Annotated in this window: 4 protein-coding genes; all 4 read right to left on the minus strand. The window is 74.1% G+C overall.

Features of this window, described 5'->3' with window-relative positions; all coding sequences use genetic code 11:
- Positions 1-26: 26 nt before the first annotated feature.
- From ACZ60Q_RS19535 to ACZ60Q_RS19550, 4 genes are read right to left on the minus strand one after another with little or no spacing between them, the layout of a single operon-like run.
- A complete protein-coding gene (locus ACZ60Q_RS19535) occupies positions 27-4,019 on the minus strand; it encodes an amino acid adenylation domain-containing protein (RefSeq protein ID WP_469635817.1) in 3,993 nt (1,330 codons plus the stop codon).
- Complete coding sequence (locus ACZ60Q_RS19540; protein ID WP_469635820.1) at positions 4,016-16,186, minus strand: amino acid adenylation domain-containing protein; 12,171 nt, start codon at positions 16,184-16,186, stop codon at positions 4,016-4,018. Before ACZ60Q_RS19540 ends, ACZ60Q_RS19535 begins: the two co-directional genes overlap by 4 nt.
- The gene (locus tag ACZ60Q_RS19545) at positions 16,183-20,847 is read right to left on the minus strand and encodes an amino acid adenylation domain-containing protein (protein WP_469635823.1); all 4,665 of its coding nucleotides are present in this window, start codon (positions 20,845-20,847) and stop codon (positions 16,183-16,185) included. Before ACZ60Q_RS19545 ends, ACZ60Q_RS19540 begins: the two co-directional genes overlap by 4 nt.
- The gene (locus ACZ60Q_RS19550; RefSeq protein ID WP_469635826.1) at positions 20,844-24,800 is read right to left on the minus strand and encodes an amino acid adenylation domain-containing protein; all 3,957 of its coding nucleotides are present in this window, start codon (positions 24,798-24,800) and stop codon (positions 20,844-20,846) included. Before ACZ60Q_RS19550 ends, ACZ60Q_RS19545 begins: the two co-directional genes overlap by 4 nt.
- Positions 24,801-24,885: the final 85 nt, after the last annotated feature.

The following is a 24,885-nucleotide window of genomic DNA, read 5'->3' on the forward strand; positions in this document are numbered from 1 at the left end:
TGTTCTCTGGGACGGGATGCGGTCGGTCAGTGGGTACGGGCGGAGCGGCGCGCCGCGGTTTCGCGGATCCGGTCCGCGATCGCCCGGCCGATGACCGCGAGCGGTTCGGGCCGGGACATCGACCCGTGGTCGCAGGCGACGTCGACGGCGGTGATCCGGCCGCCGGTGTACGGCTGCCAGTCGTGGACGGTGGGCCAGCCGGGGCCGCGGCCCTCGGTGGCGGTGAAGAACAGCAGGTCGCCGCCGAACGGGCGGGGGGTCAGGGCGTGCTGGATGCGGGTGTTGTTCTGGAAGACACGGACGATCGCGGTCAGCCGCTCGCGGTCGAGCCGGCCGAGCGCGGACTCGGCGTCGCGCAGGGCGGACAGGGTCCGGTCCAGGTCCGGCGGCCCCTCGCCCAGGTCCTCGGGGCGCAGTCCGGCGTGGGCGAGGAGCCCGGTGAGGACGTCGGCGAGGCCCGGGGCGTGGTCCTCGGCGCCCTCGAAGCGTGGGTAGGCGTCCATGATGGCGAGCAGGGCGACCTCCTCGCCCCGCTCCTCCAGCAGGCTGGCCATGGTGTGTGCGATCAGCCCGCCGAAGGACCAGCCGAGCAGGTGGTAGGGGCCGTGCGGCTGGACGGACCGGATGCGTTCCACGTACTCCTCGGCCATCTCCCGGGCGGTGCCGGGCAGCGGTTCACCGGAGGTGAGGCCGCGTGCCTGGAGGCCGTGGACCGGGTACTCGCGGCCGAGGTGGGCGAGGAGGCCGGCGTAGGGCCAGCCGAGCCCGGCGGCCGGGTGGACGCAGAACAGCGGCGGGCGCTTTCCGGTGGCGCGCAGCGGCAGGAGCGGGCCGAGTCCGTCGTCGGCGCTGCGGGCGGCGCCCAGGTGTTCGGCCAGCAGGGCCGGGGTCGGGGCGCGGAACAGTGCCTGAACGCTGGTGTCGGTGCCAAGCACCTCCCGGATGCGTCCGGTCAAGCGGGTGGCGAGTAAAGAGTGCCCGCCGTGTTCGAAGAAGTCGTCGTCGATGCCCGTTCGCGCTACGCCCAGCACTTCCGCGAACAGGGCGCACAGCACTTCCTCATGGGGGGAGCGAGCGGCGCGTCCGGGCCCGGTGGCGGGGCGGGCGGGCGCGGGTAGCGCGGCCCGGTCCAGCTTTCCGTTGGGGGTCAGCGGAAGGGCGGCGAGGCCGACGACGGCGGACGGACGCTGCGGCTCGGGCAGGTGGGCGGCGCAGTGCGCGGCCAGGGCCTCTTGATCGGGCGGGCCGCCGTCTGCGGTGACGGTGTAGGCGACCAGCCTGGGGCCCCCGGGCCCCTCGTCGCGAACGACGACGGCGGCGCGTGTGACGGAGGGGTGGGTCGCGAGTACAGCGGCGGTCTCCCCGGGCTCGACACGCCGGCCGCGCAGCTTCACCTGGTCGTCCACGCGGCCCACGAACTCAAGGGCCCCGTCCGGCCTGCGGCGGGCGAGGTCGCCTGTGCGGTAGAGCCGGTCGCCGGGCTCGCCGTAAGGGTCGGCCACGAAGCGCTCTGCGGTCTGGCCGGGGCGGTGCAGATAGCCGCGGGCCAGCTGCACCCCGCCGAGGTACAGCTCTCCGGTCGCGCCGGTGGCGGAAGGGCGCAGAGCCGAGTCCAGGACGAGCGCCCGGGTGTTCCACACCGGTCGCCCGATCGGCACGGGCCCTGTGCCGATGCCGGGCGGGCAGGGCCAGGCCGTCACGTCGATGGACGCCTCGGTGGGGCCGTAGAGGTTGTGCAGCGCGACGCCGAGCGTGCGGCCGGTGCGGTTGACCAGATCGCGGGGCAGTTCCTCGCCGCTGGCGACGATCCGGAGCAGCACGGCGGCGCAGGCGGCTGCGCGGGCGGGCGGCCCTCCGTCCGGGCCCGGGGTCTCCAGAGCGTCGAGGAAGGCGTCGAGCATGGACGGCACGAAGTGGGCGGTGGTCACACCGGCGCGTTCGATGAGCTCGGCCAGGTAGTGCGGGTCGCGGTGTCCGTCCGGGGCGGCCAGCACGAGTTGCGCCCCCTCGGCAAGCGGCCACAGGAACTCCCACACCGAGACGTCGAACCCTGCCGGGGTCTTCTGGAGGACCCGGTCGTCCTCGGTGAGGCCGTAGGCGTACTGCATCCAGCGGAGCCGGTTGACGATGCCCCGGTGCGGCACGAGGACGCCTTTCGGACGGCCCGTCGACCCGGAGGTGTAGAGGAGGTAAGCGGGGTGGTCCGGGTGCAGCCCCGCGCTGCGCCAGGGGGCGGGGCCGTCCGATGGGCCTCCGCTCGCGTCGGCCGGGATCTGGGCGGGGCCCGGGGGCAGGTCGGCGGCCGGGCCGCCGGACGGGGTGACGACGGCGACCGGGCGGGCCTCCGCCAGCAGCATGCCCAGGCGGCCGGGCGCGCTGTCGGGGGCCACCGGCAGAAACGCAGCACCGGTCTTCAGGACCGCGAGCAATGCGACGACCAGCTCGACGGAGCGGGGCAGGGCGAGGGCGACGATCCGTTCGGGTCCGGCACCCGCCGCCGCCAGTGCCCGGGCGAGCCGGTCGGCGCGCTCGTGCAGGGTGGCGTAGGTCAGAGTGCGGTCCTCGAGACGGACGGCGACCGCGTCGGGGGTGCGGGCCGCCTGCCGCTCCAGGATCTCCGGCAGCGTCTCGGCAGGCAGGGCTCGCCGGGTGCCCGTGCCGCTGGACAGCTCCCGGGCGAGCTGCCCGGCCCCGCCGGGATGGACGGCGGCCAGCGGGGCGTCGGCCGCCGCCGGGAGCGCGGTCAGCAGCGCGGTGAGCCGTCGCAGCACCGAGCGGGCTGCGTCGGCAGTGAACAGGTCGGTGCGGTGACTGAGGTTGAGCACCAGGCTGCGGCCGGGCAGCACTACCAGGGCCAGCGGGTAGTGGGTCGCGTCCTTGACGTCGATGCCGTGGACGGCGGCCCGGTCGCTCTCGGCGCGCAGCGCCGAGGCGTCCAGTGGGTAGCTCTCGAACACCATGAGGGTGTCGAAGAGGGTGCGCAGACCGGTGGTGCCGATGACCTCGCTCAGAGGCAGGTGCTGGTGGCCGGTGAGGGACGCCTGCTCGGACTGGAGCCGGTCCAGCAGGCCGGCGATGGATTCGGTCGGCCGTAGCCGCACCCGTACCGGCACGGCGTTGATGAACAGCCCGATCATGCCGTCTACTCCGGCCACCTCCGGCGGCCTGCCGGAGGTGATGGCGCCGAACACCACGTCGTCCTGGCCGGTGAGGTGGCCGAGCAGCATTCCCCAGGCGGCCTGCACCAGGGTGTTGAGGGTGAGCCCGCGCGAACGGCACAGGGCGACCAAGGCGGTCGTCTCCTCCTCGGACAGCCCGGTGCTCACGGTGCCGGGCAGCGCGCGCTGCTCCGGAAGGTCGGCGGGGGCCAGCAGGGTCGCGGAGTCCAGGCCGTCCAGGGCCTCGCGCCACGCCTTGCGAGCGGTCTCCCGGTCGGTGCCGGCGAGCCACTGGAGATAGCCGCGGTACGGGACGGGGGCGGGCAGCCCCGTGTCCGCCCCGCCCGCCGCGTACAGCGCGAGGAGTTCACGTACCAGCAGCGACATCGACCAGCCGTCGAGGAGCATGTGGTGGTACGTCAGGACGAAGCGGGCCCTGTCCTCCGCCATCCGGATGAAGCGGCAGCGCAGCAGCGGAGCGCGCGCCGGATCGAAGCGGCGTACCCGGTCCGCGTCCGCGAGGGCGCGCATCCGCTCCTCCCGCTCGTCCGGCGACGTCCCGGTCAGGTCCGTCTCCGTCCAGGGGACGGTGACAGCGCGCGGCACGACCAGCACCGGCCGCCCGGACCCGCTGAGCCGGAACGCCCCGCGCAGCTGGGGGTGGCGGCGTAGCAGGGCGGTCGTGGCCGCGCGGAGGGCGACGGGGTCGGCGGGGCCGTCCAGGCTGAGGGTGAGCTGGACGTTGTAGACGTCGGTGGGGGTGTCGGACCCGCCGTCCTCCTCGGCGTAGAGGGAGTGGAAGAGCAGGCCCTCCTGGAGGGGAGACAGGGGCAGGACATCCTCGACCCGGGACTGGCTCATGGGCTGGGCTCCTCGTCGTGGGGTCCGGCATCGGGTCCGTCCTCGAACAGGTCGAACTCGTCCTCGAACAGGTCGATGTCGTCCTGGCTCAGCGAGACCAGGGGCAGGTCGGCGGGGGTGGCGGCGGCGGCTCCGCCCCGGCGGGCCCGGACCAGCAGCCCTTCCAGGGCGGTGAACCAGCGCCGGGACAGGTCCTGGACGTCCGCCTCGGACAGCAGCGCGCCCGGCCAGGCCATCCCGACGTGCAGGACCGGGCCCCCGGGCCCGTCCTGCACCAGAGCGGTGATCTCCAGGGCGTGCGCGGCGGGCTGCTCCGGGTCGGCGCCGCCGCCGAGCGCGTCGGCGTCGTCGGTGAGCTGCCAGGGAGCGGGCGCGCCGGTGTCGGTGGCGGCCGCGGTGAACCGGCCGAGGTAGTTGAACCCCACCTGGGCGGCGGGGAACCGGGCCAGTTCCGCGCCCGGCCCGGGGGCCAGGTACCGCAGCACGCCGTAGCCGATCCCGCTGTCCGGGACGGCACGCAGCTGCTCCTTGACCCGGTTCAGTGCCCGGCCGAGGGTGAACCCGCCGGTCGCGACGTCGGCCGGGTCGACGTCGCCCACGTCCAGCCGGACGGGGTAGATGCTGGTGAACCAGCCCACCGTCCGTGATAGGTCGGCGCCCGTGTCGCCCTCCTCGCGGCCGTGCCCCTCCAGGTCCACCAGGACACCGCCTGCCGACCGGCCGCCAGGCCCGGCTCGCCAGCCGGTGAGGGCGACGGCCAGCGCGGTGAGCAGGACATCGTTGACGCGTGCCCGGAAGGCGTCCGGGACGGTGGCGAGCAGCGGTCCGGTCACATCGGCGGGCAGCTGGGCCGCCCACTGCAGGGTGGTGGCGGAGGTGTCGCGCCCGGGGTCGAGCGCGCGCCGGGTCAGCAGCGGGTCGCCGCCCGACACCTGCGCCCGCCAGTAAGGCAGTTCCGCCAGCAGCGAGGGGTCCTCGGCGCGCCGCTCCAGCAGGTGCGCCCACTGGCGCACCGGGGTGCCGACGGGCAGGGGCCGCGGGGTACGGCCGGCTGCCACGTCCGCCCAGGCGGCCTCCAGGTCGGGCAGCAGGATGCGCCAGGACACGGCGTCGACGACCAGGTGGTGGAGGACCAGGGCGAGCCTGCCCGGCTGCTCCGGTCCCGCGTCGAACCACACGGCCTGCGCCATCACGCGCTGCCGGGGTGCCAGACGTCCGAACGCCGCCTCGACGTGCTCGCGGATCAGGGCAGCCGCATCCCCCTCCGGGACCGCCACCTGCCGCACCAGGTCCTCCGGGGCCACGCTGCCGGGCTCCGCGATGTCCAGCTTCCAGGCGCCGTCCCCGGTGCGCAGCCGGGTGCGCAGCGCGTCGTGCTGGTCCAGCAGGGAGCCGAGCATCGTGGTGAGCCGCGCCAGGTCCAGGCCGGGCGGGGTGTGCACGACGGCGTACTGGCTGAACCGGTCGACCGGGCCGCCGCGTTCGGCCAGCCAGCGCACCACGGGCGTGGCTGGGAGCGGCCCCGCGGCCGGGACGGCGGGGAGGGCGCGGGCCACGGCTCCGGAGGCGTCGGCGACCCGAGCCAGCCGGGCGATCGTCGGGTGCTCGAAGACATCGCGCACGCGCAGGGCGAGCCCCGCCCGGCGGGCCGCGCCCACCAGCTGGATGGAGCTGATGCTGTCCCCGCCCAGCTCGAAGAAGTTCGCTTCGGTCCCAGCCGCCGCCGCACCGAGGACGTCCGCGAACACCTGTGCCAGGGTCTCCTCGGCGGGGGTGCGGGGCGCTGTCACCGCCCCGGCCGCCTCCGGGACCGGGCCGGGGAGGGCGCGCCGGTCCAGTTTGCCGTTCGTGTTCAGCGGCAGGTTCTCCAGGACGACCACGGCGGCGGGGAGCATGTAGTCCGGCAGCTGTTCCGCGAGCCGGGCCCGCACCGCGGCGGGGGCCGGCTTGGCGCAGGGGCGCGGCACGACATACGCCACGAGCTTCCCCTCGCGGACCAGGACCGCCGCGCGGTCCAGCTCCGGGTCCCGGCCGAGGGCTGCCTCGATCTCCCCCAGCTCGATCCGGAAACCCCGGATCTTGACCTGCTGGTCGGCGCGGCCCAGGTGCTCCAGCGTGCCGTCGCCGCGCCAACGGCCCAGGTCCCCGGAGCGGTACATGCGGGTGCCCGGGGCGCCATGAGGGTCGGCGGTGAAGCGCTCGGCGGTGAGCGCGGCCCGGTGCAGGTATCCGCGGGCGAGGCCCGCGCCGGAGACGTAGATCTCCCCGGCCACCCCGGGTGCGGCGGGTCGCAGCCGCTCGTCCAGGACGTACAGTCCGAGGTCGGCCAGCGGATGCCCGACCGGGCTGCCGACCGCGGCGGGCGGGTCCTCCCGGCCCATCCGCAGGGCGGTGACGTGCACGGTGGTCTCGGTGATCCCGTACATGTTGATCAGGACCGGCGCGTCGTCGGGGTGCCGGGCGTACCAGTCTCGTAGACCGCGTGGATCCAGGGCTTCCCCGCCGAAGACGACGTACCGCAGGGCGAGGCGGCGGCCGGTGGCCGGGTCCTCCCGGTCGGCCCCCGAGAGCAGGTGGAACGCCGAGGGGGTCTGGCTGAGCACGGTGACCCGCTCGTCGGCCAGCAGCCGCAGGAAGTCCTCGGGCGAGCGGGTGACCTCCCTGGGGACGACGACGAGCCGACCGCCGTGCAGCAGAGCTCCCCACAGTTCCCAGACGGAGAAGTCGAAGGAGCAGGAGTGGAAGAGCGTCCACACGTCGCAGGGGCCGAAGTCCATCTCCTGGCGGGCGACGGTGAACAGGCGTACGGCGTTGGCGTGGGTGACCACCACGCCCTTGGGACGGCCGGTGGATCCCGATGTGTAGATCACGTACGCCGCGTGGTCCGGGCGCAGTGGCGAACGGCGGTCGGCGTCGGTGACAGGGGTGTCCGGCCACACCGCCGGGTCCGTCAGCTCCTCCACCAGGCGGACGTCCGCCTCGGGCGGCAGCACCGGCCGAGTCGCCGCGTCGGTGAGGACCAGCACGGGGGCGCTGTCCGTCAGGGCGGAGGCCAGCCGCTCCACGGGGGCGGTCGGGGACAGCGGGAGGTAGGCGCTGCCGGACTTGAGGATGGCGAGGATCGCGACGACCAGGGCGGTCGACGGGGGCAGCGCGAGGGCGACGATCCTCTCGGGTCCGGCACCGTGGGCGATCAGGGCCCGTGCCAGCCGGTCGGAGCGGGTGGCCAGCTCGCGGTAGCTGATCCGGTCCGTGCCCAGGGACACGGCCTCGGCGTCCGGGGTGCGGGCCGCCTGATCGTCGAACCGGGAGGCGAGGGTGGCGGCGTCGGGTGCGGCAGCCGGGCGGGCCGCGCCGCCCCACCGGTCCAGGACGAGCGCCCGGTCGGTGCCGCCCAGCACCTCCAGGGCCTCGATGGGCCGGTCTGGATGGGCCACGGCCGCTGCCAGTAGCCGGACCAAGGTGGCCGCGACCCGGTGGGCGGTGGCCGGGTCGAACAGCTCGGTGCTGTACTCGACGCTGCCCTCGATGCCACTCGCCTCGCCGTCCGGGCCCCGGGTCTCGTGCAGATGGATGGTCAGGTCGAACCTCGCTACCTCCACCGGAACCGGCTCGGCGTCGATCTCCAGACCGGGCAGCTCCAAGGCCGCGCCGGGGGTGTTCTGGAGCGCCAGCATCACCTGGAACAGAGGCTGCCGGGCCGGCGAGCGTTCCGGGTTGACCGCCTCCACCACACGCTCGAAGGGCACGTCCTGGTGGGCGTAGGCGGCTAGGTCGGCTTCTCGGACCTGGGCCAAGAGCTGGGCGAACGACGGGTCGCCGGAGGTGTCGGTGCGCAGCACCAGCGTGTTGACGAAGAAGCCGACGAGATCGTCCAGCCCCTCGTCGTTGCGGCCCGCGACCGGGGTACCCAGCGGGATGTCGGTGCCGGCGCCGAGCCGGGTCAGCGTGGCCGCAAGCGCGGCGTGCATCACCATGAACAGCGTTGCCCCGTGCTGCCGGGCCAGGGCGGACAGACCGCGATGCAGCTCGGCGTCGATGCGCAGCGGAGCCCGTGCGCCGCTGCCCCTGGCCACCGCCGGACGGGCCCGGTCCACCGGCAGTGGGATCTCCTCGGGCAGCTCGGCAAGGGTGCGCCGCCAGAATGCGAGCTGCTCGCCCGCCGGGCTCCCCGGGTCCTCGGCGTCGCCCAGGAACTCCCGTTGCCACAGGGCATAGTCGGTGTACTGGACCGGGAGCGGCTGCCACGCCGGAGCGCGGCCGTCCCGCCGGGCGGCGTAGGCGTGTGCCAGGTCCCGGGCGAGCGGGGCCAGGGACCAGCCGTCCCCCGCGATGTGGTGCAGCAGCAGGACCAGGACGTGCTCCTCCCGGGCCACCGTGTGGAGCACCGCGCGCAGAGGCGGCTCGACGGCCAGGTCGAACGGGTGGCGGACCAGATCCGCCAGCAGTCCGGGAAGCTCTGCTTCGGTGGTGTCGACGGTCGTGAAAGACGGCCGGACGTTCAGAAGGATCCGCTGTGCGGGCGTTCCGTCGGCCTGCCGTGGAAAGACCGTGCGCAGCGTTTCGTGGCGGTCCGCCAGATCGCCGATGGCCGCGCGCAGCGCCTCGGGCCGCACCGCTCCGCGCAGTCGTAGTGCCAGCGGGAAGTTGTACTCCGCGCTGGAGCCGGTCAGCTCCGCCAGGAACCACAGCCGCTGCTGGGCGAAGGAGAGCGGCAGCGTCGCGGGCCGGTCCATCGGAACCAGCGGTGCCCGGCCGCTGCGCGACCGGTCTGCCAGCCGGGCCAGGGCGGCCACGGTCGGCGCCTCGAACAGGTCGCGCACCTGGAGTTCGATGTCCAGGGCGGTGCGCACTCGGCTCAGTAGCCGCACCGCGAGCAGGGAGTGCCCGCCGAGGTGGAAGAACCCATCGTCGATGCCGACCGAGGGCAGCCCGAGGACCTCCGCGAACAGCTCGCACAGGATCTCCTCGCGCGGTGTGCGCGGGGCGCGGTGGGTCAGCAGGGCGGCGAGGTCGGGCTCCGGCAGCGCCCCGCGGTCGATCTTGCCGTTGGCGGTGAGGGGCAGGGTGTCCAGCACGACGAAGGCCGTGGGCACCAGGTGGGCGGGCAGCCTGGTCCGCAGCCGGGTGCGCAGGGTCTCTGTCAGCGATCCGGTGTCCCGGGACCGGGCGGGAGAGTTAACGAGCGGCTCGCCGACGCAGCCCGGCTCGTAACGGCCGTACGGGGGGCCCTCGGTGTCCAGGACCAGGTCCAAGCCGCCGTCGGCACCAGTGCCCGACCAGGTGAGCGCGGTGGCGTAGCCGTACCGGGCACCCAGCTCCCACAGCTGCTCCGGGTCGGGTGCGGCCGGGGAGGCGGCGTACGTGTGCAGCAGGACGCGGGCCTCGGCCGGTGCGCTGTCTGCCTCCAGCAGCCCGCGGGCGGCGTTCTCGCCCAGCAGACGGGCGTTGGGGATGCCGGTGACGCGGAGCCGTGGCGGGCGATCGTTCTCCAGCAAGCGCTCGAGCGCCGGGAGCCCGTCGAGGCCGTCGCCCCAGCTGAGCCGCTGCTCGGGGGCGGTCGCGGGCGGCTCCGGCGGGGGAGCGGTGTGCAGGACGACGTCGTAGCGGTGGCGGCTCAGCTCGTTGTGCCCGGTGCCCCGCTTGATCTGAAGGTCGACATGGGCGAACGGCTGCCCGTCGCCGCAGAGCCCGGCGAAGAAGTCGGGGTCGACGAGGAGTTCCTTCTCCGCCAGCACGCTCTGGTCGGCGAACCGGCGGATCCGTGCGGCGTCCCCGGCGTCGGTGAACCGCGTCAGCGCCACGGCGGTGCGCAGGGTGCGCAGGGTCCGCAGGTTGCGGACGTCGCCCAGGAACAGTTTGCCCCCTGGGGCGAGCAGACCGGCCGCCCGGGTCAGCACGGTGCGCAGATATCCGGCGTCGGGGAAGTACTGGGCGACCGAGTTGACGACGACGGTGTCGAACAGTCCGGAGGGCAGGGCGTCGGTGACGTCGGCGGCCTGGGCGCGCAGGGTCACTTTCGCGGCGGTCTCCGGATCGGCGGCCAGCCGCTCGCGCAGGGCCGCGACGGCGGTGGGCGACAGATCGGTGCCCCAGTAGCCCGCGCAGCCGGGCGCCACCTCGGACAGGATCAGCCCGCTGCCGACGCCGATCTCCAGCACATGGCGGGGGCGCAGGGCGCGGATGCGGTCGGCGGTGGCCCGCTGCCACTCGCGCATGTCATCCAGCGCGATGGGCGCGTCGTCGTAGCTGCTGTTCCACCCGGCGAAGTCGCCGACGTCGGCGGCCCCGGAGTACTGGGTCTCGAACGCCGAGCGCCAGTCGTCCAGTTGGCGGCGCGCGCTGTCGGCACCCGCCTCATCGTCCGCACGCACCACATAGGCCACCACCCGCTCGGCGCGCGGCACCACGACGGCCCGGTCCACTTCCGGCAGCTCGGTCAGCGCGGCCTCGATCTCGCCGGGCTCGATGCGGAAGCCGTTCACCTTCATTTGGTGGTCGACGCGGCCCAGGAACTCCAGGGCGCCGTCCGCTCGCCAGGCTGCGAGGTCCCCGGTGCGGTACATGCGGGTGCCGGGCCGGCCGTAGGGGTCGGCCACGAAGCGGTCGGCGGTCTGCCCCGGGCGGCCCAGGTAGCCGCGCGCGAGTCCGGACCCGGTGAGGTACAGCTCTCCCGCCACTCCGGGCGGGACGGGGGCGAGCCGGTGATCGAGGACCCGGACGCCCGCACCGGCGACCGGGGTGCCCATCGGCGGGACGACGGCTCCGGAGAGCGGCCCGGTCGCGGTGGCGCAGACCGTGGCCTCGGTCGGGCCGTAGGCGTTCACCATGAGGTGGTCCGCGGACCAGGTGGCGGCCAGATCCGGCGGGCACGCCTCACCGGCCACGACGAGCGTGCTGCCCGCGGGCAGCGAAGCGGGCTCCAGCACGGCCAGCGCCGAGGGCGGCAGGGTCACATGGGTGATAGCCCGCTCGGTGAGGAGCGCCGCCAACGGGGTTCCCGGCAGCAGCCGTTCGGCGGGGGCGAGCACCAGGGTGGCACCGGACAGCAGCCCCATGCACACCTCCCAGAACGCCGCGTCGAAGCTGGGGGACGCGAACTGGAGGACCCGGCTGCCGGGGCCGGCGCCCAGCCGCTCCCGTTGCGTGGTGAGCAGGCTGTGCACACCCCGGTGGGTTACCAGCACGCCCTTGGGGCGGCCGGTGGAGCCGGAGGTGTAGATGGCGTACGCGGTCCGGTCCGGCACGGCCGGGACACCGGGCGGGGTGTCCGGGAAGCCGGCCAGGTCCGGCGGCAGCTCGTCCAGTACCACGGCCGGGCGGGCGTCCTCGATCATGTACGCGATGCGGTCCCGCGGGTAGCCGGGGTCCACCGGCAGATAGGCGGCGCCCGCCTTCCAGGCTCCGATGATACCGACGATCAGGTCCACCGAGCGCGGCATCCGCAGCGCCACCAACGACTCCGGTCCCACCCCCCGCCCGGCCAGCCAGTGAGACAGCCGGTTCGCGGCGGTGTCCAGCTGACGGTAGGTCAGGGTCCGGTCCTCGTGGATGAGGGCCACCGCCTCCGGAGTACGGGTGACCTGCTCCTCGAACAGCTCGTCGGCGGTGCGCGCCGGAGCCATGGCCGGGCCCGTGGCCCGGCCTCCGGTCAGCAGCGCGGTCCGCTCGGTGGCGGACAGGACGTCCACGGAGCCGATCGTCAGCTCCGGATCGGCGGCCACCGCGGTCAGCAACCGCACCAGCCGCTCCACCAGGGTGTCGACCGTCGCCCGGTCGAACAGGGCGGTGCTGTACTCCACTACACCGTCGATCCCGGCCGGCCTCCCCTTGGCGTCGCGGTGCTCCATCAGACTCAGCGCCAGGTCGAACTTGGCGACCTTGGCACCGGGCGCGTCCAGCGCCACCTCGACGCCCGGCAGCCGCAGCTCCTCCAACGGCACGTTCTGGAGCGCCAGCAGGACCTGGAACAGCGGCTGCCGCGACAGCGAGCGCTCCGGGTTGACGACCTCCACGAGCCGCTCGAAGGGGATGTCCTGGTGGGTGTAGGCCGCCAGGTCGGCTTCCCGGACCCGGTCCAGCAGTTCGCTGAAGGAGGGGTCGCCCGAAGTGTCGGTGCGCAGCACCAGCGTGTTGACGAAGAAGCCGACGAGGTCGTCCAGGGCTTCGTCGGTGCGGCCTGCGATCGGGCTGCCGATCGGCAGGTCGGTGCCCGAGCCGAGCCGGGTCAGCAGGGCCGCTAGCCCGGCCTGGAGCACCATGAAGAGACTGGCCCGCTGCTCCTGGGCCAGCGCCGCGAGTCTGCCGTGCAGCGCGGCGGGGATGCGGACCGGCGCCTCGTCGCCGGCGAAGGACGCCTCGGCCGGGCGGCTGCGGTCGGCGGGCAGCGCGATCTGCTCCGGCATCCCCGACAGCGCGGCCCGCCAGAAGTCGATCTGCCGGGCCGCGACGGACTCCGGATCGTCCTCGGAGCCCAGCAGCGTGCGCTGCCACAGCGTGTAGTCGGCGTACTGGACGAGCAGCGGCTCCCAGGCGGGCGCGAGACCCGCGGTGCGCGCGGTGTAGGCGGTGGCCAGGTCGCGGTTGAGCGGGCCCATGGACCAGCCGTCACCGGCGATGTGGTGCAGCAGCAGCATCAGCACGTGCTCCCGTGCGCCGAGCCGGAACAGCGTGGCGCGCAGCGGGGTGTCCGAAGCCAGATCGAAGGCGTGGCGCGCGGTCCGCGCGACGGCCTCCTCCAAGTCGTCGGCGGACAGCGCCACGACGTCCAGCGGCGGCGCGCCCTCGGCCGGGCCGAGAATGTGTTGCTCAGGCACGCCCGCCCGCTGCGGGAACACGGTCCGCAGCGCCTCGTGCCGGGCCACCACGTCCGCCAGAGCGGCCCGCAGGGCCTCCTCGTCGACGGAACCGGTCAGCTGGACGCTGCGCACGATGTTGTACGTCGGACTCGGGCCTTCCAGCTGGTGCAGGAACCACAGCCGGTTCTGGGCGAAGGAAAGCGGCACCGGCTCCGGGCGCGGTAGGGGGGCCAGGGGTGCGCGGTCGGTGTCGGCGGCCCCCTCTTCCGTCAGGGCGGCGAGCGCGGCTGGGGTGCGGGCCTCGAACAGATCGGCGATGGTCAGCTCGGTGCCGTGGGCGGTCCGCATCCGGCTCACCAGGCGGGTCGCCAGAAGGGAGTGGCCGCCCAGCGCGAAGAAGTCGTCGTCCGGGCCGGCCGACGGCAGGCCCAGCACCTCCGCGAAGGCGGTGCAGAACCACTCCTCCGGTCCGGAGCGCGGAGCCCGTGCGGGCGTGGTGACAGTCTCCGGGGCGGGCAGCGCCCGCCGGTCCACCTTGCCGTTGCCGGTGAGCGGCAGCCGGTCCAGCACCAGGACCGCCGCCGGGACCATGTAGCCGGGCAGCCGCTCGGCCAGGGCCGTGCGCAGGTCATCCGGGTCGAGGGCGGCGCCGGGGGCCGGGACGGCGTACCCGACGAGCTGCTTGTCGCGGGGGCGCGGCTCGCGCACGACGACGCAGGAGCGGGCCACCCCCGTCAGCCGGGACAGGGCGTGCTCGATCTCGGCCGGTTCGATGCGGAAGCCCCGGATCTTGACCTGCTGGTCGGCACGGCCGACGAACTCCAGGACGCCGTCAGGACGGCGACGGGCCAGGTCCCCGGTGCGGTACATGCGCGAGCCGGGCGGGCCGAACGGGTCGGCGGTGAAACGCTCGGCGGTCTGCGCCCGGCGGCCCGGATAGCCGCGGGCCAGTCCCGTCCCCGCGAGGTACAGCTCCCCGGTCACCCCGTCCGGTACGGGCAGCAGTCCGGCACCCAGGACATGGGCCCGGCCGCCCTCCAGCGGGCGGCCGACAGGCAGCGGGGACGGCGCCGGGACCGCCGGGTCGACCGCGTGCCAGGTGGCGCCGAGGGTGGTCTCTGTGGGGCCGTAGAGGTGGCGCAGGGCGGTGTCCGGGCAGCGCTGCCGGACCCGCTCCAGGGCCGCGGAGGAGACCAGGTCACCACCGGTCCACACCTCGCGCAGCGCGGCGAACGCCTCGGGAGCCTCATCGGCTAGCAGCCCGAACAGGCCGGCCGTCACCATGAAGCAGGTGACACCGCGCTCGGTGAGCAGGCCGCGGTAGGTGTGCACGTCCAGCTCGCCGGGGGGCGCGACGACGATCCGGCCGCCGGTCAGCAGCGGCGTCCACAGCTCGTAGGTGGAGATGTCGAAGGCGTACGGGGAGTGCAGCAGCACGCTCTCCCCGGGGCCCGCACGCCAGCAGCCGTCAAGCGCCAGGGCCAGCACATCCTCGTGGGTGATGCCGATCGGCTTCGGCTCCCCGGTCGAACCCGAGGTGTGCATGATGTATGCCAACTGGCTCCCGTGGCCCGGAGCGGCGGAGCAGGCCCCCTCCGGCCACTCTTCCCCGGGGCCGTCCGCCACGATCTCGGCCGCGTCGTGCGCCAGGGCGAAACGTGCGCGGGTCGCCCGGTCCGTCAGCAGCACCGCGGCGTCGCTCTCCTTGCAGATCAGCTCCATCCGCTCGACCGGGAAGCCGGTGTGCAGCGGTACGTAGACGCCTCCGGCCTTCAGCACGGCCAGCGTCGACACCACCAGTTCCACCGAGCGCTCCTGGAGGACCGCCACCGAGGTCTCCGGGCCCACGCCCAGCGCGGTCAGCCCGCGGGCCAGCCGCTCCGCGCGGCCGTCCAGCTCGGCATAGGTGAGGTGCTGCCCCTCGTGGCTGACGGCGACGGCACCGGGAGTGGCGGCCACCTGCCGGGCGAAGGCGTCCTGCACGGTTCCGACGGGCGGGTGGTCGCGGCGGGCGGGGGCGGCGGACCCCGCGACGAGCCGCGCCGACTCCTGCGGCGTCAGCAGGTCCAGCCGGGACGCCGGGCGGCGCGGATCGCGGCCCGCCTCCTCCAGCAGCCCGCGCAGCCACCGCATGAGGTCCGTAGCCAGGTCCTGGCCGACCAGGTCCGTGCGGTACACCAGACGGAAACCCAGCTCGTCGCCGGGGATCGCGGCCAGGGTGAGCGCGTAGTGCGTGGAGTCACGGCTCCGCGCCCCGGAGATGCTCAGCCCCCCGGCGGAGGGCAGGCTCGCCCGGTCCAGCGGGTAGTTCTCGAAGACCAGCAGGGAGTCGAAGAGGTCCCCGACCCCCACCGCGCTCTGCACCTCGGCCAGGCTGACGTGCTGGTGCTCCATCAGCGCGGACTGCTCGGCCTGGAGCCGGGCCGACAGTTCCACCAGGCTCTCGCCGGGCCCGACGCGCAGCCGGACCGGCACGGTGTTGATGAAGAGGCCGACCATCGACTCGATGCCCGCGAGCTCCGGCGAGCGTCCGGATACGGTGGCGCCGAACACCACGTCGTCCCGGCCGGTGAGCCTGCCGAGCAGACTGCCCCAGACCCCCTGGACCAGGGAGTTGAGGGTCAGTCCATGGCGTCGGGCCTGCTCCGAGAGTGCCCCGGTCGCCTCCGCCGACAGCTGGAACTCCACGCTCCGCGGCAGCTCCCGCACCGGCCCCTGGGCTCCCGTCGAGATCCGGGTCGGCTCGTCCACTCCCTCCAGCGCTGTCCGCCAGGCGGCCAGCGCCGCGCCCCGGTCCCGCCCCGCCAGCCAGGCCAGATAGGTGCGGTAGGGCACGGCGGGCGGCAGTGCCGCTCCCCGCGCGGCGTACAGCTCCATCAGCTCATGCAGCAGAACCGACAGCGACCAGCCGTCCAGCAATGCATGATGGTGCGTCAGGACGAAGGTGTGGGAATCGGGCCCGCGCCTGGCGAGCGTCGCCCGCATCAGCGGCGGCACGGCGGGGTCGAAGCGCCGGCCGTGGTCCTCACCGGCCAGCTCCGCCATCGCCCGCTCTTGCTCATCGGCGGGCAGCGTGGAGAGGTCGGCCTCTCGCCAGGGCACCTCGATGGAGGCCGGGATCACCTGCACGGGCCGGCTCACCTCGCGCTGCCAGAACCCCGCGCCGAGGTTCGGATGACGGGCCACCACCGCGTGCAGCGCCCCGCGCAGGGCGTCCGCGTCCAGCGGCCCGTCCAGGTCGAACAGCAGCTGTACGTGGTAGGCGTCCGGGGCGTCCTCGTCGTACAGGGCGTGGAACAGCAGCCCTTCCTGGAGAGGGGTCAGGGGCAGGATGTCCGAGATCGCCGGGCGCTGCGATTGCGTCGTCATGGGGTCCTCCAAGCGGCCTCAAGGCGGTCGATCTCTTCCTGGCTGAGCGTCACCAGTGCCAGGTCGGACGGCGTACGGCCGCCCGCGTCAGCCGTTTCGGTGTGGCGCACCAAGGCGCCGAGCGCGGTGAACCAGAGCTCGACGAGTTCGCGCGCGGCGTCCTCGTCGAACAGGTCGCCGGGCCAGGAGCAGGTGGCGAGCAGCCGGGGCCCGCCGGGTTCGTCGCGCGTCAGGCAGTTCACCTCCAGCGCGTGGGCGGCGGGCAGGCCGGCGTCGGCGCCACCGGAGAACGCGTCCCCGTCTGCCGACAGCGACCAGTCGCCGTCGCTCTCCGCGCCGAAGCGGCCCAGGTAGTTGAATCCGGTCTCCGGCCGGCCGAAGCCGCGCAGGGCGGCGGACCCGGCCGCGTCGACATAGCGCAGCAGGCCGTAGCCGATGCCGTGGCCGGGCACCCGGCGCAGCTGCTCCTTGACCGCCTTCAGGGCGGCGCCGAGCGCCGGGCCCGCGGTGGTCACCTCGCTCCAGTCCACCGGGCCCGGGTCCAGGCGCACCGGGTAGACGCTGGTGAACCAGCCGACGGTGCGCGACAGATCGGTGCCTTCGACGATGTCCTGCTCGCGTCCGTGCCCCTCCAGGTCGAGTGTGGTCGCACTGTCCGTGCCCCGGCCGTGCCGTTTGCGCCACTCGGCGACGGCCAGGCCGAACGTGGTGAGCAGGACGTCGTTGACCGCGGCGTGGAACGCGGCGGGAACCGTGGTCAGCAACGGGGTGACCACCTCGCTGCCGAGGCTCAGGGTCAGGGAGCGCAGTGTGCCCTGGGTGTCCCGCGCCGGATCCAGGCGGCGCTCGGCCAGCGGTGGGCCCGCCTCCGCCAGGACGGACTTCCAGTAGGGCAGTTCGGCGGCACGGCCCGGACTGCCCGCCTCGTCGGCCAGGAGTCGGGCCCAGTGCCGGAAGGAGGTGGTGGGCGGTTCCGGGCGGGGCGGGCGGCCCGCGGACGTGTCCTGCCACGCCTGCGCCAGCTCGGCCAGCAGGATGCGCCACGACACCCCGTCCACCACCAGGTGGTGGACGACCAGCAGCAGCCGTCCCTGGGACAGCGGTCCGCAGTCGAACCAGACCGCCTCCACCAGCCGCCCGGACCACGGGTTCAGTCGGGCCGGCGCCGCCGCCGTCCGCTCCGCCACCAGCTCGGCCAGCTCCTTCGGGCCCAGCCCGCGGGCGTCGGCGTACTCCAGCAACCGCGCGGCCGGGACGGCCGGTTCTCCGGCCACCTGCCAGTCCCAGCCGGATTCGGTGGCGGTGAGCCGGGAGCGCAGCATCGGGTGCTGGGCGAACAGCGAGTCCAGCACGGTGACGAGCCGCCCGGCGTCCGCGCCGGCCGGTGCCGTCAGCAGCATCGACTGGTGGAACGCATCGACGGGGCCGCCCTGTTCGCGCAGCCACGCCACGACCGGGGTCAGCGGCACCCGTCCCGTCGGCACGTCGTCGGCCCGCACCGCATCGGCCGCATCGGTCCGTGCCACGGCGGCCAGGCCCTCCACCGTGCGGTGCCGGAAGACCTCGCGCGGGGTGATTCCCAGCCCGGCCCGGCGGGCCCGGCTGACCAGCTGGATCGACATGATGCTGTCGCCGCCCAGGTCGAAGAAGCCGACGTCCGCGCCGACCCGCTCCAGCCCCAGGACCTCGGCGAACAGCGAGCAGAGCAGTTCCTCCAGCGGGGTGCGGGGCGGCCGGCCCCCGACGGCGGGGGCCTCCTCGGGCGCCGGAAGCGCCCGCCGGTCGATCTTCCCGTTGGCGTTGAGCGGCAGCTCGGGCAGGACCAGCACGGCCGCGGGCACCATGTACTCCGGCAGTGACTCCATCAGCCTGCGGCGCAGCGCCGCCGGATCGGGCTCCGCCCCCGCCACGGCCGGCACCGCGTAGCCGGTGAGCGTCCGCACGCCGGGCCGGTCCTCGCGCAGCACCACCGTGGCGCGGGCGACGGCGGGATCCCGGACCAGCGCCGCCTCGATCTCGCCCAGCTCCACCCGGAAGCCGCGCAGCTTCAGCTGGCCATCCGCCCGGCCCTGGAAAACCAGGGAGCCCACGCCGTTCCAGTGGACCAGGTCGCCGGTGCGGTACATCCGGGCGCCGGGTGTCCCGTGCGGATCGGGGACGAACCGCTCGGCGGAGAGGCCCGGCCGGTGAAGATAGCCGCGGGCCAGCCCCGCCCCGGCGAGATACAGCTCGCCGGTCACCCCGGGCGGGACCGGCGCCAGCCGCTCGTCCAGGACGTAGGCCCGCATGCCATCGAGGGGGCGGCCGATCGGCACCGCGCCCTCTGGAGGCTCGCCGAGCGCGCGGAGCGGTTCGGCGGTCGCGAAAGTGGTGGTCTCGGTGGGCCCGTAGACGTGTACGACCTCGGCCTCCGGGCAGGTGTCCAGCACTCGCCCGATGGCCGAGGCGGAGGCGAACTCGCCGCCCGTCCACACCTCCCGGACTCCGCGCAGCGCGTCCGGGTACTCCTCTGCCAGCACGTTGAACAGAGCGGTGGTCAGGAACACCGAGGTGATGCGTTGTTCGACCAGGAGGTCCCGGAGCACCTGAGCGTCCAGCTCGCCCGGCGGCGCGACGACGACCCGGCCGCCCTGGACCAGGGGCACCCACAGCTCGTACGTGAACGCGTCGAAGGCGTGCGGCGAGCGCAGCAGCACCCGCTGCTGGGCACCGCTCTGCCAGGCGTGGTCGGCGGTCAGCTCCAGCACGTTGCGGTGGGTGACGGCGACGCCCTTGGGCACCCCCGTGGAGCCGGAGGTGTACATGACGTAGATGAGCTGGTCCGGGTCCACGGCCGGAACGGCGGACGGCCCGTCCGGCTCGTCCCCGGCCCCGGCCAGCGGCACGCCCAGCGCCTCGGCCGCTGTGCGGCAGGCGTGGTCGGTCAGCACCAGCGCGGCCCCGCTCTCCGTGACGATCCCGCGCAGCCGCTCCGCCGGAGCGGTCTCCTGCAGCGGCACACAGGTCCCGCCGGACAGCGCGACGGCCAGGGTGGCGACGACCAGTGCCGTAGACCGCTCCATCAGCAGGGCGACCGGCGCCTCGGCTGTCACCCCGCGCTCCACCAGCACCCGGGCCAGCCGCCCCGCCCGGTCGGCCAGGGCGCGGTAGGTCAGGTCCGCGCCCCTGTCGGTGACCGCGACGGCGTCCGGGGTGCGGGCCGCCTGCTCCAGGAAGCGGGCCACGGGTGTGGCGTCTGCCGCCCGGACCGGGGTGCCGCCCGTGCCCCAGCCGGACAGCAGCTTCTCGCGCTCGTCCTCCGCCAGGATCTCCAGCTCCGCCACCGGCCGGTCGGGCGCGGCGGTCGCCGCGTCCAGCAGCCGGGTCCACCGGTCGGTGAACGTCCGCACGGTGGCGGCGTCGAAGACATCGGTGCTGAACTCCACGAGCCCGTCAAGCCCGGCGGGCTGCCGCTCCTCGTCGAACCGCTCGTACAGTGCCAGCGACAGGTCGAACTTGGAGCTGCCCGACCCGATCGGCAGTTCCGACGCCGTCAGCCCCGGCAGCTCCAGGGTCTGTGCCGGCATGTTCTGGAGGGCGAGCATCACCTGGACGTACGGCAGCCGGGACAGCGAACGTTCCGGTCCCGCCACGTCGATCAGCCGCTCGAAGGGGATGTCCTGGTGCTCGAAGGCGGCGAGGTCCGCCTCCCGCACCCGGCCCAGCAGCTCCGAGAAGGACGGGGCACCGGACACATCGGTGCGCAGCACCAGGGTGTTGACGAAGAACCCGATCAGGTCCTCCAGCCCCTCCTCGGTACGCCCGGCCACCGCGGTGCCCACGGAGACGTCGGTACCGCCGCCGAGCCGCGACAGCAGGGCTGCCAGCCCCGCGTGCAGCACCATGAACGGGGTCACCTGGTGCGCGCGTGCGGTCTCGTCGAGCCGCCTGTGCAGCGCGGCGCCGATGTGGAGGGACATCAGCTCGCCGCGGTGGCTCTGGGCTGCCGGACGTGTCCGATCGGTCGGCAGGTCCAGTTGTTCGGGCAGCCCGTCCAGGGTGCGTCGCCAGAAGTCAAGCTGCCGGTCGGCGGTCCCTCCGGGGCTCGAGTCCGCCAGCAGTTCGCGCTGCCACAGCGCGTAGTCCGCATACTGCACGGGAAGTTCCGCGAAGTCCGGCGCCCGGCCCGCGGCCCGCGCCGTGTAGGCGGTGCCCAGGTCCCGGGCGAGCGGCGCCAGCGACCAGCCGTCACTGGCGATGTGGTGCAGCAGCACCAGCAGCACGTGGTCCGCTTCGCCCAGCGTGAACAGGCTGGCGCGCACAGGTATTTCAGTCGCCAGGTCGAAGGGGTGGCGGGCGGCGGCGGTCAGCGCGCAGACCAGCTCCTCCTCGGTGGTCCGCTCTCCGTGCAGCTCCACCCGCACCGTGTCCGCCGGCAGGATGTGCTGGTACGGCAGCCCGTCGGTGTCGGGGAACAGCGTGCGCAGGCTCTCGTGCCGGGCCACCAGGTCGTCCAGCGCCGCGCCGAGCGCCGCCCCGTCCAGCTCCCCGCGCAGCCGCAGGGCCCACGGGACGTTGTACGTCGCGCCCGGCCCGTCCAGCCGGGAGAGGAACCACAGGCGTTGCTGGGCGAAGGAGAGCGGCAGCCGCTCCTGCTCCGTCGGTTCGTTGCCGCGGGTCACCGGGTGCTCCCCTCGGACGCGCCGCCGTGAGCCCCGCCGCCGGGTGGGCGAAGCGCCGCCGCGACGACCTTTCCGACCGCCCCGAGCGGTTCCGGCTGGCTCATGTGCTCGTGCCTGCTGGCGATCTCGTGGACCTCGACGGGCCCCTTCATATGGGCGAACCACAGCTCCTCGGCCGTGCGCTCCAGCGGTTCGCCGTCCGCGCCCAGCGTCGGGCGGAAGAAGAGAGCCGGGCCGTGGAACGAGCGGGGCCGGTGCTCGATGAGGAGCTTGAGGTTGTTCTTGTAGATGTCTATGAGCGCCAGTAGGTTGTACTCGCCGAACAGGGCGAAGGGGCTGTTGCGTTCGCGCAGCACGGTGGCCACGAACTTCGCCTCCAGCGTTCTGCCTTCCAGGGTCGACATGTCGTAACCGGTCGACTCCACCGCCGCCGCGAAGAACTCCTGGTCGGTGGGGATCGGATGGTCGGCCGTGTCGATCGGGTAGTCGCCCATCACCGCGAGCAGCGCGACCTCCTCGCCCTGCTCCTCCAGCAGGACAGCCATGGCCTGGGCGACCACACCGCCGAAGGACCAGCCCAGGAAGTGGTAGGGCCCCTTGGGCTGCACGGCCCGGATCTGCTCCAGGTAGTCCGCCGCCATCGCGTCGATCGTCGGGGGCATTTCCTCGGGGCGGGCCAGGTTGCGCGGCTGGAGGCCGTAGATCGGCCGGGATGCCTCCACGTGCTTCATCAGCCCGGAGTAGATCCAGCTCGGGCCACCGATCGGGTGCAGGCAGAACAGCGGGTCGCCCGTGCCGCGCGAGCGCAGCGGGATCAGCACGTCGAACGCCGACTCGGAGGTGTCGACCCCGGTGCGCTGGGTGATCTCCGCGACCGTGGGGTGGTCCACCAAGGCGCGGAACGACAGCTCGATGCCGAGCGTCTCGCGGGCCCGCACGATCAGCTGGTTGGCCAGCAGCGAGTGGCCTCCCAGGTCGAAGAAGCCGTCGTCGATGCCGACCGACGGCAGCCCGATCAGCTCGGCGTACAGCTCGCAGAGAATCTCTTCCTGCGGGGTACGCGGACCCCGTCCGCGTACCACCGCCTCCGGTTCCGGCTCCGGCAGCGCCCGCCGGTCCACCTTGCCGTTCGCCGTCAGCGGCAGTTCCGTCAGGGTGACCAGGGTGGTGGGCACCATGTGGTCGGGGAGCACCGAGGCCAGCTCGCGGCGCACCGCGATCGGATCGATGGACTCCTTGCCGGCCGGGACGGCGTAGGCCACGAGCCGGTCGTCCCCGGTCGGCCCGCGCCGTACGGTGACGACGGCCGCGGCCACCGGGGCCAGCCGGGTCAGGGCTGCCTCGACCTCGCCCAGCTCCACCCGGAAGCCGCGCACCTTGACCTGGTCGTCCGCGCGCCCCAGGAACTCCAGCGTCCCGTCGGGGCGCCTGCGCACCAGGTCCCCCGTGCGGTACATCCGGCCGCCCGGTTGCCCGAAGCGGGCGCCGGAGACGTCGGCCACGAAACGGACTGCGGTGGTGGCGGGGGCACCGTGGTAGCCCGATGCCACCCCACTGCCGCTGAGGTACAGCTCGCCCGCGAGGCCGTCCGGCACCGGGTGCAGCGCGATGTCCAGCACCTGGGCGCGCGTGCCGGCCAGGGGCTTCCCGATCGCCGGGTTCCGCTCCTCGCCCGCCGGCACCTCGTGGGCAGTGGACCAGATCGTCGTCTCGGTGGGCCCGTAGACGTTCACCACGCGGCGGGCAGCCGCAGTGAGGCGTGCGGCCAGCGGGCCGGGCAGCGCTTCGCCGCCCGTCAGGACGGTCAGCCCGGCCAGGCAGCCGGGGTCCTCCGCCAGGACCTCCTGCCACAGGGTGGGCGTTGCCTGCATCACGGTGATCCCGGAGCCGCGGAGAGCGCGTGCCAGCTCGGCGGGCCTACGGACCCGGTCCTCGGAGGCGATCACCGTGGTGGCCCCGGCGAGCAGCGGCAGGAACAGCTCCAGACCGCTGATATCGAAGGCGACCGTGGTGACGGCGAGCAGCCGGTCCGAAGGTGCGAGGGGCACCCGTAGGGCCATCGCCGCCAGCAGACTGTCCAGGTTGGCCCGGGAGACACTAACGCCCTTGGGCTTCCCGGTGGAGCCCGAGGTGTACAGCAGGTATGCGGGCAGCGCCGGGTCGAATGGCGTCCCCTCCGGGGCGGTGACTTGTGCGGCGGAGGGTCCCACGACGGCCCCGGAGCCGTCCAGCAGCAGCCGCTGTCCGCCACCGGGGATCGCGCCCGCCACCCTGGAGACGGTGATAAGCAGCACGGGGTCAGCGTCGGCCAGCACATGCGCCGTCCGCCCGGCCGGGAACGCCGGGTCGACCGGTAGATAGGCCGCCCCGGTCCGCAGCACGGCCAGCAGCGCCACCGGCAGGCTCGTGCCGCGCGGCAGCGCCACCGCGACGGTCTGTCCGGGACGGGCGCCTCGCTCCCGCAGCAACCCGGCCAGCCGGTCCGCCCGCTCCGTCAGCTCCGCGTAGCTCAGCTTCCCGTCGTCGGCGACGACGGCCACCGCGTCCGGCGAGGCCGCGGCCTGCCGCGCGATCCCCTCGGACAGCGGTACAGGTCGGGCTTCGAGGACGTCGGCACACCCGGCCCGCTCGGTGCGCTCCTCCTCCGCCGGGCTCAGCAGCCCGATCCCGCCGACCGGCCGGTCGGCATCGAGGCCCGCGAAGGCCTCCAGGAAGCGCCCGAAGCGGCGGGCGTGCCCGGCGATCTCGTCCTGGGTGTAAGCATCGGCGTTCCCGTCCACCTCGATCTCGACGACCCCGGTCCGGCTGAACACGTTGAAGGCCAGGTCCTCGACGGGGCCGTTGGACAGATTCCTGGTCTCGGCGCCGCAGGGCCCCATCGTGAGGCCGCCGTCGAGTTCCTGGATGTTGACGACCGGGCCGAAGAAGCGGCGGCCCGTGCTCGTCAGCCCGAGGTCTCGGCGCAGTTCCTCGGCGCGGTATCGGTGGTGGCGCAGCACTGTTCGCATCTCGCGTGCGGTGGCCGCGACCAGGTCCCCCACCGAGGTGCCGGGCACGGTCCGCAGCCGCAGCGGGACCATGTTGGTGAGCATCCCGGGGGTACGCCGTGCGACGCCGCTGGTGCGCCCGTGCACGGGCAGCGTGAGCAGCGCCTCGGCCCGGCCCGCGCACCGCTGGACGTACGCGCCGGCTGCTGCGGCGACCACCTGCGCCCAGGAGGCGCCCAGCCGTGCGGCCGCGGTGTGCAACAGCGCGGCGCGCTCGGCGCGCAAGGTCACGCCGCTGCGGTGGAAGGCGCGGACACCGCCGGCGGGGCGGGGGGCGAGCACGGTCGGGGTGAAGCCGTCGGAGAAGTACCCAGCCCAGAACTCCCGGGAGACGGTCCGGGCGTCCGACGTCTGGTAAGCCGCGTCCTCGGCCAGCAGCGGCGCCACGGCCAGCTCTTCCCGCTCCGCCAGCTCCGGGCCGGAGACCAGTGCGGTGTACTCCGCCGCGACCTGGCGAGCCATCAGCCACACGGCGAACCCGTCTAGGGCGATGTGGTGGTACAGGTGGCACCACAGATGGTGGTCGTCGGCGGTGCGCACCAGCGTGGAGCGCAGCAGCGGTTCGCCGGACGCGAGGTCGAAGGGGCGGGCCACCTCTGCGCGCAACAGGGCTTCGGCGGACGCCGCCGGATCGGCCTCGCCGCGCAGGTCGACCACGCGGGTCAGCTGCTCCCCGGCCCGCACCGCGACTTCCTGGCGCGGTCCGTCCGCGGTCACCACCACCCGCGTCCGGGCTGCCTGCGCGGAGGCGACGGCACGGTCCACGGCCTGTCCGAACAGCGCGGTGTCCAGCGGCCCATGGATGTCGACGCAGTCGCCGGCGGTGTACGCCGGGCTGTCCACATCGAGCTGCTGGGCGAACCACACGCCTGCCTGGGCGGCCGAAAGAGGCAGGGACTTGGACATGCGACACCTCGGTCAGACGAATGGATGGGCGATGCGGCCCACCATAGGCAGCCATTTCTTCTCCGATAACCCCCTACAGCGCTGC

The sequence above is a fragment of the Streptomyces sp. NPDC104313 genome (assembly GCF_055583985.1).

Coding starts and splice junctions, on each gene's coding strand:
- ACZ60Q_RS19540 (WP_469635820.1), bottom strand. CDS start 16,186: ATGACGACGCAATCGCAGCGCCCGGCGATCTCGGACATCCTGCCCCTG.
- ACZ60Q_RS19535 (WP_469635817.1), bottom strand. CDS start 4,019: ATGAGCCAGTCCCGGGTCGAGGATGTCCTGCCCCTGTCTCCCCTCCAG.
- ACZ60Q_RS19550 (WP_469635826.1), bottom strand. CDS start 24,800: ATGTCCAAGTCCCTGCCTCTTTCGGCCGCCCAGGCAGGCGTGTGGTTC.